The following is a 16,691-nucleotide window of genomic DNA, read 5'->3' as shown; positions in this document are numbered from 1 at the left end:
TGTGGAAAACTCGTAAATAGATAGTGTGAAATCACCAACTTGTACTTAAGTTATTTTACGTCGAAATAAAAGTATAAGTGCGCTTTGTTTAGCGCATTTAGTATTGTTTTAACAATAACTTAAGGAAGAGCGATTATGCACCTTAAAAACGGCAACGCAGTGAAAAGCGTGTTCACACTAAGCACTCTCACCGCTTCTTGTCTTATGGCCTTCAATAGCTACGCAGCGGTTGACTGTGCCCCTCTAGAAACTTGGCAATCATCAAAAGTTTATAACGGTGGTGACCAAGTTCAACATGAAGGTAATGCTTACAAAGCACGTTACTGGACGCAAAACAGTAACCCAGCGCAATCTGGTGAGTGGGGCGAGTGGGAAACACTTGGCGCATGTGATGGCACTGGGCCGGTTGATCCACCTCAGAATGAAGTCCCGACTGTTACTCTGACATCGCCTTCTGCGTCGGCTTCTGTGACTGCGGGGGATGTTGTTAACCTAGCTGCAGATGCAGCTGATACCGATGGTACTGTTAGCAAAGTAGAATTCTTTGTTGATGGCGTATTAGTTGGTCAGGCAACGTCTGCGCCTTATGCTGCGTCATGGACAGCGACTGAAGGCCAGCACGAATTCTCTACTAAGGCGTATGATGATGCAGGTGCAGTGAGCACAGCAAGTGCTGTGACGTTAACTGTGGCACCAGCACAACCTGGTAACGAAGCGCCGACAGTGGATGTTGCTCTTTCTGCGACTTCTATTGACTTGGGTGGCTCCGTCACACTGACTGCGAATGCCGCAGATGCGGATGGCACCGTTGCTAAAGTTGATTTCTATGTGGCGGGCGTCCTTGCTGGCACCGCAACAACTGCACCATACACGCTTGATGTAATGCCTTCACAAGCTGGTTCGCTAAGTGTTTATGCGAGAGCAACCGATGATGCCGGAGCAACTGCAGATTCTGCACTTGCGACGTTAACGGTAAACGGTGGCGCGGTGACATCTAACTGTCGCCCTGATGGCTTGTATCAAACAACGGGTGTAGACGTCCCTTACTGTTCTATTTATGACGAAGAAGGTCGCGAGAAAATGGGCGCCGATCACCCACGTCGTGTGATTGGTTACTTTACTAGCTGGCGCGCAGGTGAGGACCCTCAATCTACTTACCTTGTTAAAGATATTCCTTGGGAGCAACTTACTCACATTAACTACGCGTTTGTGAGCATTGGTTCTGATGGTAAAGTAAACGTTGGTGACGTTAATGACCCTAACAACCCTGCTACGGGTAAAACTTGGCCTGGCGTTGAGGTAGATCCTGCTCTTGGCTTTAAAGGTCACTTTGGTGCGCTCGCGACTTACAAGCAAAAACATGATGTTAAAACGTTAATCTCTATCGGTGGTTGGGCTGAAACGGGCGGTCACTTCGATACGAACGGCAATCGTGTAGCTGATGGTGGCTTCTACACCATGACGACGAATGCGGACGGTTCTATTAACCATGCAGGCATCGAGAAGTTCGCAACTTCAGCCGTTGAAATGATGCGTCAGTACAAGTTCGATGGTCTGGATATCGACTATGAATACCCGACATCAATGGCTGGTGCTGGTAACCCTTACGACAAAGACTTCATGGAACCACGTCGTCAGTATCTATGGGCGTCTTACCAAGAGCTGATGAAAGTATTGCGTGAGAAACTTGATGCGGCATCCGCGCAAGATGGCATTCATTATATGCTGACTATCGCAGCACCATCTTCAGGTTACCTACTGCGTGGTATGGAAACCTTCGATGTAACTAAGTACCTAGACTACGTAAACATCATGTCTTACGACTTGCATGGGGCTTGGAATGATCACGTTGGTCACAACGCAGCATTATTCGATACAGGTAAAGACTCGGAGCTAGCCCAGTGGAACGTATACGGCACTGCTGCATACGGTGGTATCGGTTACTTGAACACAGACTGGGCTTACCACTATTTCCGTGGTTCTATGCCAGCAGGTCGTATCAACATCGGTGTTCCTTACTACACCCGTGGTTGGCAAGGTGTTACTGGTGGTGAAAATGGTCTGTGGGGCCGAGCAGCACTGCCAAACCAAGCTGAGTGTCAACCTGGTACCGGTGAAGGTGAGAAGAACAACTGTGGTCACGGTGCTATTGGTATCGACAACATGTGGCACGATACAGACCCTAAAGGCAACGAAATGGGCGCTGGCTCTAACCCAATGTGGCATGCGAAGAACCTAGAAAATGGTATCTGGGGCTCTTACGCAGCCGCTTACGGTCTTGATCCAGTTAACGATCCTTCGGATAAGTTTGTTGGTACATATACACGTCATTACGATAGCGTTGCTGTAGCGCCTTGGTTGTGGAACGCAGAGAAGAGCGTGTTCCTATCTACGGAAGATAAAGCTTCTATCGAAGTGAAAGCTGATTACGTTATCGATAAAGAAATCGGCGGTATTATGTTCTGGGAACTGGCAGGCGACTACAACTGTTACGTACTGGATGCAAATGGTAATCGTACGGCAGTAGATGCAACAGAACAAGCTTGTGCAGCTGGTAATGGTGAGTACCACATGGGTAACACTATGACCAAAGCTATCTACGACAAGTTTAAGTCTGCAACACCTTACGGTAATAAAGTCGCGACGGGTCCGACACCAACAGAAGCGGTAGACATTACAGTCAGCGTTGGCGGCTTTAAGGTTGGCGACCAAAACTACCCAATTAATCCGAAGATCACGTTTACGAACAACACTGGTCAAGCGATCCCTGGTGGTACTGAATTCCAGTTTGATATCCCAGTATCAGCTCCTGATAATGCGAAAGATCAATCTGGTGGCGGTTTGAAAGTCATTGCTTCTGGACATACTCGTGCAAACAACATCGGTGGCTTAGATGGCGTAATGCACCGCGTATCGTTCTCTCTACCTGCTTGGAAAGATTTACCAGCGGGCGGTACTTACGAGCTTGATATGGTTTACTACCTACCAATCTCTGGTCCGGCTAACTACTCAGTGATTTCTGGTGGTAAAGAGTTTGCGTTCAAGTTTGAACAGCCAGAACTACCAATTGGCGACCTAAATGCAGGCTCGGGTGATGGTGGTACTACTGAACCAGGTACGTGTGATACGACAGGTTTAGTGACATACCCAGCTCTACCACAAACGGATTGGGCTGGTAACCCAAGCCACGCTAACCAAGGTGATAAGATCATCCACAACGGTGTGGTTTACCAAGCGAACTGGTGGACAGCGGCTGAGCCGGGCACAGATGGTAGCTGGTCAACGGTATGTAACATCTAATTATTATGTATTATTTGTTATAGCCTAACGTTAATAGGCACTTAAACAAAAGCGCACGATGATGATCGTGCGCTTTTTTGTTGCGATGGTTTGTCGTTTAGTCGAATTGGTAACTTTCGGGTATGACGACAATACCTTTGTCTGAGATTTTAAATCGCTTCGCATCTTCTAGTTTGTTGATGCCAATTTGAGTATGTGGCGGAATACGAACATGTTTATCAACTATGCAGTTGACCAACTGACTTCCTTCACCGACCTCTACGTCATCAAAAATGATGGAATCGACAACCGTTGCACTGTCTTGAATGCGTACGTTAGAGGAAATAATGGAATGCTGTACTGAGCCTCCAGAATTGATGACACCGGTAGCAATGATGGAGTTAATAAAAATACCTTCATTGCCCGTGGCTGACGATACGGTACGAGCTGGTGGAAACTGCGGCTCGTAAGTACGAATCGCCCAATTGGATTGATATAGGTTCATTGGTGGTACTGGCTCTAGCAGATCCATATTCGCTTCATAGAAGGAATCAATGGTACCCACGTCGCGCCAGTAGCAATCCTTATCAACGCGCCCTTTACTGCCACAAAATTGATAAGCATAAACGGATTCCGTATCAATCAGCTTAGGTATGATGTCTTTTCCGAAGTCATGACTTGATGAATCGAGTTTTGAGTCGTCTTCGAGTGCTTCTTTTAAAACATCCATATCAAAGATATAGATCCCCATGGAAACGAGGCTTCTGGTTTTGCTTCCTGGAAGGGTAGGTGGGCATTCTGGTTTTTCTATAAATGAAGTAACTAGCCCGTTTTCTGCGGTGCCCATTACCCCGAATGCTGAAGCATCCTCTACGGGAACATCCATACAGGCAACGGTGAGCTTAGCACCTTTCTCTTTATGCTCTTCAAGCATTGCGGCGTAGTCCATTCGATAGATATGATCGCCGGATAACACAACCACATACTTCGCGTCATTGCGCGATAGTAACCACATGTTGTGATAAATCGCATCAGCAGTTCCTTCATACCATGCACCACCTTTGCGCATTTGGGGTGGAACCGCAGTAATGTACTCGCCAAGCTCTGGGTTGAATATTGACCAACCATCTCGCAAGTGTTTTTGAAGTGAATGAGATTTGTATTGGGTCAAAACAAGGATTTTACGTAAACCTGAGTGTAAACAGTTGGTTAGTGTGAAATCTATAATTCTATACTTTCCGCCAAAAGGTACTGCTGGCTTGGTTCTGTCATCGGTGAGTGGGCTGAGTCTAGACCCCATCCCTCCTGCTAAAATTACGGCGAGTGCGTCTTCCATATTATTCCCTTTCCCTTTTTTGCATGCATCAAAACGGTGCTAACCAGGAGGAAGTGGTGTACAGCGCAGAGGTTTTGAAAGTGCATGTGCTGATGTGTTTACTACTGCAAACTTTAGTACAAGATTCGAGCCATAGAATATCTCTTTAAAAATCAAAGAGGTTAAAAGTTCATCGCAAGGTAATTGCACCACATTAGTGAAGTGCTAAGTAGGCCGTGCATCAAATTGGCGCAAGATTATAGGGAAGGGGAGAAAATAAGTATGGATTTACAATGTAAAGTGAGGATAAAACAGTAAGATAAAGATAATCCAGCACGCCTCTTCGTCTGTCCAAAGTGAGTGGATATAGAAGTAAACCACTCACTCTTTAAACGTGCTTCCTTTATAGTCAACTATACGTTGCTACTACACTAAGAGAGGCCGACGATATTCCCTTCATCATCAAGGTCTAAGTTCATAAATGCAGGTTTATCAGGCAAACCTGGCATCGTCATCACCGTACCGGACAACGCATACACAAACCCAGCGCCAGCACACAGACGTAACTCGCGGATAGGGACTGTAAAACCTGTCGGCGCGCCTTTGACAGCGGAATCTGTTGTTATCGATAGTGGGGTTTTCGCTATGCAAACCGCTAAGTTGTTAAAACCTAGATTTTCAAAATGGTTGAGCTGTTCAGTAGCAAGGGAACTCACTTCTATATTGGCGGCACCATAGCCAGCTTCACACACAGCCATAAGTTTTTCGTGTAACGATTGTTCTTTACTGTATAAAGGACGAAACTCTGTAGGCTGGGCACAAGCGTCAATAACATGTTGAGCTAACTGAGTTGTGCCTTGCCCGCCTTGCGCAAAAGCGGTGCTGATAGCGACTTTAACTTCCGGATTAAATTGCTGAACCAGCTCTTTAAGTATTTTAAGCTCTTTCTCACAATCTTGCGGAAACTGGTTAATAGCGACAACAGCTGGAATGCCATATTTATGAACGTTATTAATGTGCCATTTTAAGTTTTCAAATCCCGCTTCCAACGCTGCTTGGTCTGGATTAAAAATGGAATCTGGAATGGCCATACCTGGTCGTAAATCGTAGTGTCCAGAATTTGCTTTGAGGCCGCGTAATGTAGCTACTATCACTACACAATCTGGCGCCTTGCTAGCGGCGGCAGCTTTAATGTTACACGCTTTCTCAAATCCCATATCTGAGCCAAATCCCGCCTCTGTTACAGTGTAATCTGATAGTTTTAGCGCGATATCGTCGGCAATAATAGATGAATTTCCATGGGCGATGTTTGCAAACGGGCCTGCGTGAATCAACGTAGGAACACCTTCCAGAGTTTGCATCAGTGTCGGTGCAATGGCCTCTTTTAATGTCACAGCCATTGCTCCTGCAACTTGCAGATCCTCCGTGGTTACCGGGTTTCCGTTCAAATCGTACGCTACGACAATTTTCCCAATACGCTGACGTAAATCTTTCAAATCTTTAGCCAGTGCAATGATAGCCATTAACTCAGACGCGGCAGAAATATCGAACCCTTCGTCGCGTTCGAATCCATTGATGACTTTTCCTGGCTCATTTAACCCAATTTTGACTTTACGTAGTGCACGATCATTATGGTCCATTACTCGTTTCCAAGTAATGCTTGCCGTATCGATTTTAAGTGCCTTTAATCCAGTACGTGCTTCAAAGGCATCATAGCCTTCGCGTTGTTCATGATACAAGCGAGCATCAAGCGCGGCTGAAGCTAGATTATGCGCCGCCGTCACCGCATGGATGTCACCAGTAAGGTGCAAGTTCAGTTCTTCCATTGGAGCAACTTGGGAATAACCACCGCCAGCAGCACCGCCTTTAATACCGAATACAGGCCCCATAGAAGGTTGTCTAATACATGCGATAACGGATTGTCTAAGCTTAGCTAAACCTTGCGCCAGTCCGACTGTTGTAACGGTTTTTCCTTCGCCAAGTGGGGTAGGAGTGATCGCAGTAACAAGCACAAGTTTACCGTTATCATTCTCTTTGAGCCGCTCCAAACATTTTGGATGGACTTTGGCTTTGTGCTTCCCGTGAGTGTCATATTCTTCGGGTAGTAACCCTACTTTTTCCGCAATAACATCAATAGAAGAAAGTGGTGTGTTTCGGCAAATTTCAATATCTGACTGCATGGATAATCCCTAAAGTGACTCGCAGGTAGTGTTGAAAAACAATCTGAGTTGGAGCAAGTATTATTGTTGGGCAAACGTTTGCTCGGTGATGGTACTGTTTCGATTCGGTATGTAAAGAGTTTACTGCTCTATACTGTGCTACATACTAACAAAATCTACTAATTACTGCGCTAGATCAAAACAAAAAGGCCACCAAATGGTGACCTTGATGTATTTTTAACTTTAAAGCTGTGATCTTAACGATCCCAGTAAGTTTCTTCTAAGCTATCTTCTCGTTCAGGAAGTGCTCGCGATAGGCGAGGAGAGTGTTGCGTCAACACTTCATAGCTTACTCGGTTTGCATATTTACAGATCTGAGAAAGTGATGAGTAAGTCAAACAGCGTACTTCGTGCTTTTCTGAGTTAGGCACTTCTTTTTGATGGAAAGAGTTTGCAGCCATATCATGCAGTAAAGCAGAAAGCGCCGCATCACCTGCGCCGTTGGTGTTCTTAATCTCTAGTGGACCACCTAGGTAAGGACCAATGTAAGAGTATACCTTCATTGGCTTCTCACAATCTCCTTTACGCATCGCACGACTAAATTCGTATTGGTTAAAGGCTTCAATTGAGCCTTCAAGAATGTCGTGTGTGGTTTCTCGTTTTACTTTTTCGTCAGTGTAACCTGCCATGTATAGGCCATTTGGCCCAGCAGTACATAGAACAAGATCGACCCACTCAAGTGCTTTATCAGCAGCCGCTAGCGGTTCTGTCTCGCCTGTTAATGCCGCGCCTTCTTCTTCATTCATTGCAACAACAGATATGTTCTCGCGAATGTACTCTTGCCACCATTGCGCGTTACCTTCGATAACATACTTTGTGCCTAAAGTCAGTACAACAGGGACATCGTGCTTCTTGGCAAAGTCGATCGCTTTTTGTACTGCTTTCGGCATTGGATCCTCTTCTTTACCGCGCATGAGGTAAGAAGAAACAACTAGAGCTGATGCTTTCTCAAAGATCTCTTCAGGAATGCTTTCCGGAAGTAGTTGGTTCATGTGACCTTCATTGATAGCAAATGTGCGTTCGCCATCTTGAGAAATCAGGGTATAACAACGACCAATAGGACCATCTACCGTTTGTAGGTGGTTGAGGTTCATGCGTGAAGACGTGCGGCAAAGGTAGCGGTAAGCAAAAGAACCAACTTGAATGTTCTTGGACATCACACCGAGCAAAACGGATTTGCTATCCGCCAATACTGAGTAATTGTGGAGCGTGTTGCCAATCGTGTCACCTGGGTATTGGTGTGTGATCAGGCCTTGCTCAACCAGTTCTTCGTAAAGTGCATCTGCTTTGCTTTCTTCAAGAACGAGTGAATGTCCTTTACTTAGGTTGTATTTTTCTAAAAACGCATCATCTACACGCGCTTCGATATCTACGATGGTTTGACCGACACCAACAATAGTTGGGCGATATAGCTTAGGCGCTTGTCGGATTTGGTTTACTAATGGATCTCGAGCGTGAGTTGGGAAGTAGTGTTTAGATTTACGCTGACCAGGAAACTTCATGCTTGTTCTTGAGTGAGAAAAAAAAGAGGCGGGATTGTATCACAAAAAAATGAAAATCGTGGCGTTTTATTACAAAGAAGTTTGCCCGCTGAAAAAATCAGCGAGCTGGAGAAATTGCGACCAAGATAGCCTAAATTACTGATGCTTATAGTACTGCAATTGGTCGCTTTTCAGATTGTTGATCGGTTATTCTCTTTAACAACGAGCTTGGAGCTATCCAAATTTAGCCGCGTTACTTTTTCACTTCAGTTGGCTCAACGTAAGCCTTGGTACCCCAAAGTGGAACTGTCGATAGGCTGTGCTTAAAGCTACCGTCTGTCTCTTTTGTTGTGTAAGACAGGTAGAGTAAGGTTTGGTTGTCTGCATCATAAATTCGGCGAACCTTCATGGTTTTGAAGAAAATACTTTTTGACTTCTTAAATACAATTTCGCCAGACTTACTTTTATCTATTTTTGCAATCATTTCCGGCGTAATTTCGCCAGTCTGACGACAGGATATTGAGCTGTCACTTGGATCCGCTAAGCTAAAATCTGCTTCGATAGAAGCTATATGACACGTTACCCCCGTGACTACCTCGTCTTTTAATTCACCTACTTTGATGTCTTTCAAAGTAAACCAACCGAGTCCTACATCAGCAACATCGTTATCTGAACAACCAACCAGCGTAGTAGCAAGCAATGCACTTAACAGCATCTTTTTCATTATTTTTGTCCTTAACTAGGAAAGATATTGATAAAATCTATCAGAGGTTTGCAACTAAAACAAAATTTAGCCAAGGAAAGGTCTACGTACGCTAGGTTTGTTGTGGGCTTCATGCTAATGTACTGCTCTAAACGAAATGATGAGTTAGAGTGACCATACTTTCTCCCAATATGACTTTATATCGCTTGTCGCTCTGTCTAAGCTTCACTCTATGTGAGAATGAAATACTCTGCACATTTCGTTTTGCAACTAAGGTATCAAAATGAATGAACAACAGTTAGCCAGTATCGAGCGTAAAAATACATGGCTGTATGATCTGGTTGAAGTTGAATTTCCAACACCAGAGAGTCTGAAAGGGCGTGATGTCTATTTCAAAGCACTAGAACAAGCAACCTATCAAGTGGTCGACAAAGACACGCTACTTGAAAGTAATTCTGAATTTAGCTCTGACGATATTTTTCTGGTCGATTTTCACCGACTTACTATCATGTTTTCTGTCCTGCAGTCTCAGCGTTGGGATCAACAGTACGATAAAGATATGATTGTGGAATACCTCACTCAGATAATTCTAACGCCAGATTTTGAGTTATATGTTGGTTTTAAAGCTGGAGCTCCAATTGGTGCCGCTATTATTAGCCACCTTAAAGGAAACACGCTTATCTCTGATGTCGCGGTTTCTGAATCAAAATACAAGAGTTCGTTTGTGGCGGATCTTGCTAAAAGACTAAGTACCGAACACAAGCTTTTAGATTCGGTGATTATTGAAAGCTAATTTGCGCACTCAAATGCATAAAAAGCAAAGCAAGATGACGATAGGTGATCTTGCTTAGAAAAACTGTAATTGCTCCCCTCTATTTCCATGAAATGCCAAGCTCGTCGTTTCAACAATCCCAAACTTAAATAAGATTAAGCCAACATTTTTAAAATCAGCTAGGGCATTAGCCTTTAAGATGTCTGGAGATGGCTATGGCAATTACCAATATTAAGTGCGTGATATTTGATTGTGATGGTACGTTGGTCGATAGTGAACGATTGTGTTGCCAAGCTCTCGTCAATGTATTTAACCTGCATGGCGCAGAATTAACGATGGAAGAGTGCGTTTCTCATTTTAAAGGAGGAAAGCTCGCTGACATCCTTTTAGATACTAAAGAGCTGAAAGATATCAAAGTCCCTATTGATGTCTTAGAGCCGCAATACCGTGAAGAAGTCCAGTCTCTTTTTGTTCGCCACTTACAGCCGATGGATGGCGCAAAGCGATTAATTCAGTTTTTAGATTCGCATAATATCGAATATTGTGTCGCGTCCAATGGGCCGAAAGATAAAATAGAATACGCATTGGAGTTAACAGGATTGCTCGATGCTTTCCAAGGGAAAGTGTTCTCTGCATTCGATGCGAATAGTTGGAAGCCTGAACCTGACTTAATTATGTACAGTGCAATGAGCATGGGCTTTTTACCGAGCGACTGTCTTTATATTGATGACACACCTAAAGGCGTAGAAGCGGGATTAAACGCTGGCATTAAAACCGTACAGCTATTTAATGGTGAGGCAATCAATCGTGTTGATGATGAACGCGTAATTCGCATTCAACATTTAGATGAATTAAAAGAGCAGCTATTTAGCTGCTCTGTTTAATCTCTTAATGGCACACCGTACTTAAGCTATGGATATGTTTAAGTTTGGACTGTAGGTAAGGGGTTTGATGTAGGCATTGGATGGATGAGAAGCTTTTTGTATGAAATCCGCAAGCAGCGCATGTGAATTTCTCTCCATCCGATGAAATGAGATATTCATCCCCCTGGCAGAGAGGGCAACTTAGGTTTTCGATGTCTTTTGTATCTTTGTAATTATTCATATTGTTTTCCAGCAGCAAATTGGAATTGGCAGGATTAAGCATAGCGGAACGCTTTGTTTATGAACATTATTTCATCAGGTACAGCGAGAACTTGAGATTCACTTCAAATATCCACTTGTGTGTAGTAGAAAATATCGACGATAACGGCTGAAAACGGTTTAAAGAAAAGGGCTCCTGAGGAGCCCTTGTTGATCATAAATGCTGCAAAGTTATGCGGTGCGGTAGCGTTGTAATACCTCACCAAGAGACACTGACGCCTGAGTGAGATTAGCTACCCCTACGGTAGATTGCTCTGCAACTTCTCTGATTGTGCTCGACTGGCTGCGAATTTCTGAAAGCTCAGATGCAATATCGTTGGCGACTGCGCTTTGTTCTTCTGCTGAGGTGGAAATTTGGATACTCATGTCCATCAATGAGCGTGCGGATTCAGCAATAGACGTCACATCATGACCAATTTCATCAATAAGCTGGCTACTGGTTTGCGCTTGTTGAACGGTTCGATCAGTGATTGAAGCAATGTTTTGGCTCTCGGTTTGTAGTTTCTCAATCATGGCTTGAATTTCTACTGTTGCCTGTTGAGTTCGGCTTGCCAATGTACGCACTTCATCAGCAACCACAGCAAATCCACGACCTTGTTCACCAGCGCGTGCTGCTTCAATTGCCGCATTCAGAGCCAATAGGTTGGTTTGTTCTGAAATGGCATTGATCGTTGTAATAACGTCATTGATCTGTGTCGTGTTCTCATTTAAGTTGTTTACTGACGTGGAAGCCTGTTCAATATAGCTGGATAACGTCTCAATTTCTCCAATCACATTTTGCACGCGATTTCTGCTTAGCTCGATCTTTTGAGCATCCTGATCGGATTGCATCGTCGCTTGTTGGGAAATGCTGGATACTTCTTTTGCAGAGGCTGTCATTTCTTCCATTGCTGTCGCGACGGAATCGAGTGTTTGATATTGATGAGATATCTGCGTTTCGCTCAACTGCATATCTTTTTCGAATGCAGAAGATGTCTCACTCAATGTAGCCGCATTATTTTTCACACTGTTAACTAGTTCACTTAAGGTGTCCATCGATTTATCTAACGCGCAACCAATGGTGCCAAACTCGTCTCGGCCAGGATGAAAACCAAGGCGAGAGGTTAAATCACCTTCACCAATTTTTTCGGTTGTCGTATATAAAACCCACAGGGCGCCTCCTATAAAGGTCGCAACCCAGTAAGAGAAAAGGGCAAAAGGAACAACCCATAAAAAGCTGAGTAACAGAGAGGTTAAGGCTGACGACTTTGCAGATTCGTATTGCGCGGATACGTTTTGAGTCAACTTAATCACTTCGCCAGAATGCAACTTTGCATAAGCGGTGACAGAGCCATCAACAAAAGAGCTCTCGCTTACGCGACTTGATTTCGATACGCCGTCAATTTGTGGAACAAGACCTGGTTGAGCGTCAACAATACCAGAAAGTTTCGCTTCGCTAGCAGAAATCGCTTGTTGTTTAAATTGTTGTATTTCATTGAAGTAGCGGCTTCCAGCCACAGAAGTGAGGGCTACTAAAAACAGCAGGAATATAACCCACATTTTGTCGTTGATAGACATCTTGATAAACAGCCTGTCTATCGTTCTAAACTCAACTTCTCTCATTTAAAGCTCCATTAGAGATAAAAGATATTGACCAAATCTATTGCTATATCGAAACAAAATATGCGAAGTTAATCAGCAAAATATGTAACGAAAACTAAATTTAGTTTAAGAAATGAGATCTAAGGACGCCTATAACGGTATGTTATATCTTTAAATTGACATAAATATTGATAAAAGAGCTATTTCTCTGTAGTGCTAAGTAGATATGAAATCTGGTTGCAAACGTTTACTTTTGATTCTGCTCATAGGTTTTTAAATCTTTACTTCTCGCTGTCATGAATGTGTCATATAAAGACTATAAAAAGGAGTTGTTGACGTGGATATGGCAAGGCCAAGCCGTCAGCAAGTACAAGCAAGAGAGCTTAAAATAAAGGAGGTCACAATGAGCGACCAATACCAAAACGATGAGAGCCTAGAGCTGCTAGATGCGCTTGAAATTGGCATTATCTTGTCGGAATACGTTGGCTCAGACAACGAAGCCGAATAGCGGAACACTCTCATCTCGTCGTAATTGACGTTATACTAGGTTCATGTCACACCAAGCCTTAAAGGCCAAAACTGGCGTCGGATGAACTTTCTAGCCCACCTGCATATCGCAGACCACTGTAACAGCCATTTATTGGGAAACTTGCTTGGAGACTTCGTAAAAGGAGATCCAAGCAAGCTGTATGAACGTGATATCTCGAACGGCATTAAATTACATAGATTTGTTGACCGCATTACCGATCACCATCCTATTGTTAACGAATGCAAACCTCACTTCAAAGGTACTGCGCGGCGCTTTGCCCCTATCGCTCTCGATATGTTCTGGGACAAAACACTGGAACGACTTTTATGCCGTATCTCTCGAACACTTTGTCGACTCGGCATACGAGCGAGTAAACCGTGACGTTGATGAACATTTGCCATCGCGTTTTTTGGTGCTCCACAGCCGGATGTGGCACGGTCGATGGCTTCAGTCATACCAAGACCTGGATAATATCGAATTTGCATTACATCGAATGTCGCAAAGAAGCCCGAGAATGGCTGACCTTACTACAACATTTAAAGTGATTGAGAGTGATTACACAGAATTGGAAGAGAAGTTCTCGACACTCTATCGAGACGTTTTACGCCAGTCGTATGATTTCAGCAACATCTTATTGATTCAGCCCAATGAGATAGAAAAGTAGTATGGCTATTGGGGCTCTGGTAAACTCTGCGCTCCAAAAATAATGAGGTTACACATGTCTGTTAATTTTGCTGACTTAGGCATTGAACAAAAGCTAATCGAGACGCTAAGCAATCTAAATATCGTGACACCAACACCAGTGCAAGAAAAGTCTATTCCACATGTCCTTGAAGGAAAGAACTTACTTGCTGCTGCACAAACTGGTACGGGGAAAACAGCTGCGTTTGGTTTACCTATTATACAAACCGTTCAGCAAAAGAAACTCAACGGTACGCCTCAAGCATTGGTTTTGGTTCCAACACGCGAGCTTGCGCAGCAGGTATTTGATAATTTGAATCAGTACTCTGCACAAACCGAACTTCGCATTGTGTGTGTTTATGGTGGTACAAGCATTGGCGTACAAAAGAGGAAGTTAGAAGAGGGCGTTGATATTTTGATTGCAACACCAGGCCGCCTTTTGGATCATCTGTTTAATGGCAACGTAAACATCTCCAAAACCAGTATGCTCGTTCTAGACGAAGCCGACCGTATGTTAGATATGGGATTCTGGCCTGACTTGCAACGCATCTTCCGACGTTTACCCGCCGAAAAACAGATCCTGTTGTTCTCTGCGACATTTGAAAAGCGAATCAAGACTATTGCGTACAAACTCATGGAATCGCCGGTTGAAGTTGAAGTGTCACCAGCAAACACGACGGCTGAAACGGTAAAACAGATGGTTTATCCGGTAGACAAAAAGCGTAAACGTGAATTATTGGCGTACTTGATTGGCTCGCGCAATTGGCAGCAAGTGCTTGTATTTACAAAAACTAAGCAAGGTAGCGATGAGCTAGCAAAAGAGCTTAAGTTAGATGGCATAAAAGCGGTTTCAATTAACGGGGATAAGTCACAGGGTGCGCGTCAAAGAGCGTTGGATGAGTTCAAACAAGGTAAGGTGCGTGCGTTGATTGCGACAGATGTAGCAGCACGAGGACTGGATATTCAAGAGTTAGAGCAAGTGGTGAACTTTGATATGCCATTTAAAGCCGAAGATTATGTCCACCGTATAGGCCGTACTGGCCGTGCAGGAAAGTCGGGGTTAGCTGTGTCTCTAATGAGTCGGGATGAAGAATATTTATTGCATGCTATCGAGAATTTGCTTGATCAACGCCTACCGCAAGAATGGTTGGCAGGCTTCGAGCCAAGCCTTATAGAAGAAGTCGAGCCTGAGAAAAATGGTAGTGGACGCCGTCGAAGCCGTTCATCAGAGAAGCGTAAGCTAAAAGCAAAATTAGCGATTCATAAGAGCCGTGGTAAATCACGTAACTCTCGCTAAACCGCACAAACTTTTGTTCTTACATAGTCAGGCTGTTTTTGCCTCTTCATAAACGTCTAACGTTTGCGGGATAGCGAGTAGGTATCCTTGATACATATCGAAACCGAGTTTTTTCATTAAGTTAAGTTGATGCTCGGTTTCAATTCCTTCGATAACGGTTTTAGAGCGCAACGTTCTTGCTAGTGATAATGCATCGACTAGAGCTTTCCAGTCACCATTTTCGTATCTCAGCATTAACGAGCGATCCATCTTTATTATGTCTGGACGAACGCCTTTCACTCGTTCAATTGTTGAGGCATTGACGCCATAATCGTCGATCGCCAATTTAAACCCGCCTTGGCTTAATTCACGAGCTGCTTGCGACAACGAGGACTCGTCTTCTACGTTCAACTCAAGCAACTCCATGACGATTTGTTCATTTACTAAATGAGATTGATAAATGGTTTGTTTTAGCAGCCTATTGTACGTGATGTCTCTGGCTAGTATTTTTGCTGCTTCTGGTAATACATTAAGAAACAGTTGTTTATTGTGAAAGTGAGATTGGGCAAAGTTTTTGATATGAATTAGGCGACTTAAGCGTTCGACATTGAGTAGGTCTTGAGCGGCAATGGTTTTTGATTGGAAAAACTGATCTGGCCTGATCATGGTGCCATTAGCATTGGTAATTCTTACTAGTGCCTCAAGGCCAACGATAGAAATATCTTTTTTATATATAGGTTGAAAGACACTTCGAAGAGTGAGCTTTGCGTATTTCGCAATGTATTGCCCGTCGGCTTGTTTGCGGATGCAACTAAGGAGTTGCGAGGTGCTCATCATTGTTACAACAACCTAAATCAATGCTTCTACATCAGCGCTATCGCGCTAATTTTTTATTTCATTGGCAGTGAATCTAAGTGGGCTCATGAACTCAAGCAAGAACGATGGTAAGAGATGATTAGATTTGTCGAGTGATATCAAACAAATTGATGAAATGACTGACAATCTTCCTAATGCAATTTGATGTTACCATTGTAGTACTGCATACAGTTGTAAGTATTTTCTGACCAACTGTTGTTTGTTCGAGCGACGTAAAGGATGACCAAACTTAATGTAACAAGGACTAATGCCAAATCGAGTGTCTAACGATTGCGTGAGCTGCGATTCGCTGGTGTACAGCGTGATGCCTTGCTCCTTGTATTCGTTGATCTGATCGGGCAGTTCACCCATCCACCAATGAAGCAACTCTCGGCTCGTTTTGCTGCGACTGATCCAATGATCACAAACTAAAAAGAGTAGATCATTCGGTTGCAGCGCATAACCATATTCGCTTTGCCATTCCGTAATTGATGAGAGTAAGTTCTCTCGACAAGATTTTCCCGCACTGACCATATGGTGGCTCAGGACCCAAACCGTACCTATTGCAGATGAAATACGGTAGTGATGAGGCAGGTCCGGAGTATTTAAAACTTCAATTGGTTTTACCACGCTGTTGTATCCGAAGTGACGGAAAGTGTGTTCCATTCTTCTTGAAAACGCGAGACCAAGATGATGCTCACTCATGCCTTGGTTATGTACCGCAGGGTAATGCTTTTCACACAGCTTAAGACAGTCGTCTTGAAAATCATTAACACTTTGAATCACTAGGTCGAGTAGCAAAGAATATCCCTTAATAATTAACAAAACGAACTGCAAAAGGTTAGCATAGTCTTTTGA

The 16,691-nt window shown here is 43.7% G+C and carries 11 protein-coding genes and 1 pseudogene; 5 read left to right on the top strand and 7 right to left on the bottom strand.

Annotated elements, in window-relative coordinates; translation table 11 throughout:
* Window positions 1-135: 135 nt before the first annotated feature.
* On the top strand, window positions 136-3,300 hold the full coding sequence (locus NB463_RS10560) for a chitinase C-terminal domain-containing protein (RefSeq protein ID WP_065646272.1): 3,165 nt from the start codon (window positions 136-138) through the stop codon (window positions 3,298-3,300).
* A 97-nt stretch (window positions 3,301-3,397) separates the two neighbouring features.
* On the opposite strand, the gene glgC is transcribed toward NB463_RS10560, so the two are convergent.
* The 4 genes from glgC to NB463_RS10540 all read right to left on the bottom strand — a co-directional run bounded on the left by glgC (window position 3,398) and on the right by NB463_RS10540 (window position 9,018).
* Window positions 3,398-4,615: a glucose-1-phosphate adenylyltransferase gene (gene glgC / locus NB463_RS10555; RefSeq protein WP_006742254.1), complete on the bottom strand. Its 1,218-nt coding sequence runs from the start codon at window positions 4,613-4,615 to the stop codon at window positions 3,398-3,400.
* Window positions 4,616-5,025: 410 nt separating this feature from the next.
* Complete coding sequence (locus NB463_RS10550; RefSeq protein ID WP_258431159.1) at window positions 5,026-6,774, bottom strand: formate--tetrahydrofolate ligase; 1,749 nt, start codon at window positions 6,772-6,774, stop codon at window positions 5,026-5,028.
* Between the two features lie 236 nt (window positions 6,775-7,010).
* On the bottom strand, window positions 7,011-8,315 hold the full coding sequence (locus NB463_RS10545) for an inosine/guanosine kinase (protein WP_005397615.1): 1,305 nt from the start codon (window positions 8,313-8,315) through the stop codon (window positions 7,011-7,013).
* A 232-nt stretch (window positions 8,316-8,547) separates the two neighbouring features.
* A complete protein-coding gene (locus NB463_RS10540; RefSeq protein WP_005397614.1) occupies window positions 8,548-9,018 on the bottom strand; it encodes a CreA family protein in 471 nt (156 codons plus the stop codon).
* A gap of 262 nt (window positions 9,019-9,280) precedes the next feature.
* On the opposite strand from NB463_RS10540, the gene NB463_RS10535 reads away from it, so the two are divergent.
* Window positions 9,281-9,790: a hypothetical protein gene (locus NB463_RS10535; RefSeq protein ID WP_053808437.1), complete on the top strand. Its 510-nt coding sequence runs from the start codon at window positions 9,281-9,283 to the stop codon at window positions 9,788-9,790.
* A 194-nt stretch (window positions 9,791-9,984) separates the two neighbouring features.
* Window positions 9,985-10,653 (top strand): HAD-IA family hydrolase, encoded by a 669-nt coding sequence (locus NB463_RS10530; protein ID WP_005397612.1) that lies wholly within the window; start codon window positions 9,985-9,987, stop codon window positions 10,651-10,653.
* Between the two features lie 429 nt (window positions 10,654-11,082).
* On the opposite strand, the gene NB463_RS10525 is transcribed toward NB463_RS10530, so the two are convergent.
* The gene (locus NB463_RS10525) at window positions 11,083-12,513 is read right to left on the bottom strand and encodes a methyl-accepting chemotaxis protein (RefSeq protein WP_258431158.1); all 1,431 of its coding nucleotides are present in this window, start codon (window positions 12,511-12,513) and stop codon (window positions 11,083-11,085) included.
* 568 nt (window positions 12,514-13,081) lie between these two features.
* Between NB463_RS10525 and NB463_RS10520 the strand changes: the two are divergent.
* A pseudogene (locus tag NB463_RS10520) lies at window positions 13,082-13,559 on the top strand (ACP phosphodiesterase); the annotation flags it as partial.
* A gap of 180 nt (window positions 13,560-13,739) precedes the next feature.
* Window positions 13,740-14,999 carry a DEAD/DEAH box helicase gene (locus NB463_RS10515; protein ID WP_253658079.1) on the top strand — a complete coding sequence of 420 codons (1,260 nt, stop codon included), beginning with the start codon at window positions 13,740-13,742 and terminating at the stop codon, window positions 14,997-14,999.
* A 27-nt stretch (window positions 15,000-15,026) separates the two neighbouring features.
* Here NB463_RS10515 and NB463_RS10510 read toward each other — a convergent pair whose 3' ends face one another.
* Together NB463_RS10510 and NB463_RS10505 are read right to left on the bottom strand one after the other, a co-directional pair.
* On the bottom strand, window positions 15,027-15,815 hold the full coding sequence (locus NB463_RS10510; RefSeq protein WP_005395532.1) for an EAL domain-containing protein: 789 nt from the start codon (window positions 15,813-15,815) through the stop codon (window positions 15,027-15,029).
* Window positions 15,816-16,001: 186 nt separating this feature from the next.
* Window positions 16,002-16,634, bottom strand: coding sequence for a hypothetical protein (locus tag NB463_RS10505; protein ID WP_258431157.1), 633 nt, complete (start codon window positions 16,632-16,634; stop codon window positions 16,002-16,004).
* Window positions 16,635-16,691: the final 57 nt, after the last annotated feature.

Origin of the sequence: Vibrio sp. RM-41-2B (genome assembly GCF_024744415.1) — a bacterium.
Taxonomy (GTDB): domain Bacteria; phylum Pseudomonadota; class Gammaproteobacteria; order Enterobacterales; family Vibrionaceae; genus Vibrio; species Vibrio diabolicus.
This window is presented reverse-complemented; position numbering and strand designations above follow the sequence as displayed.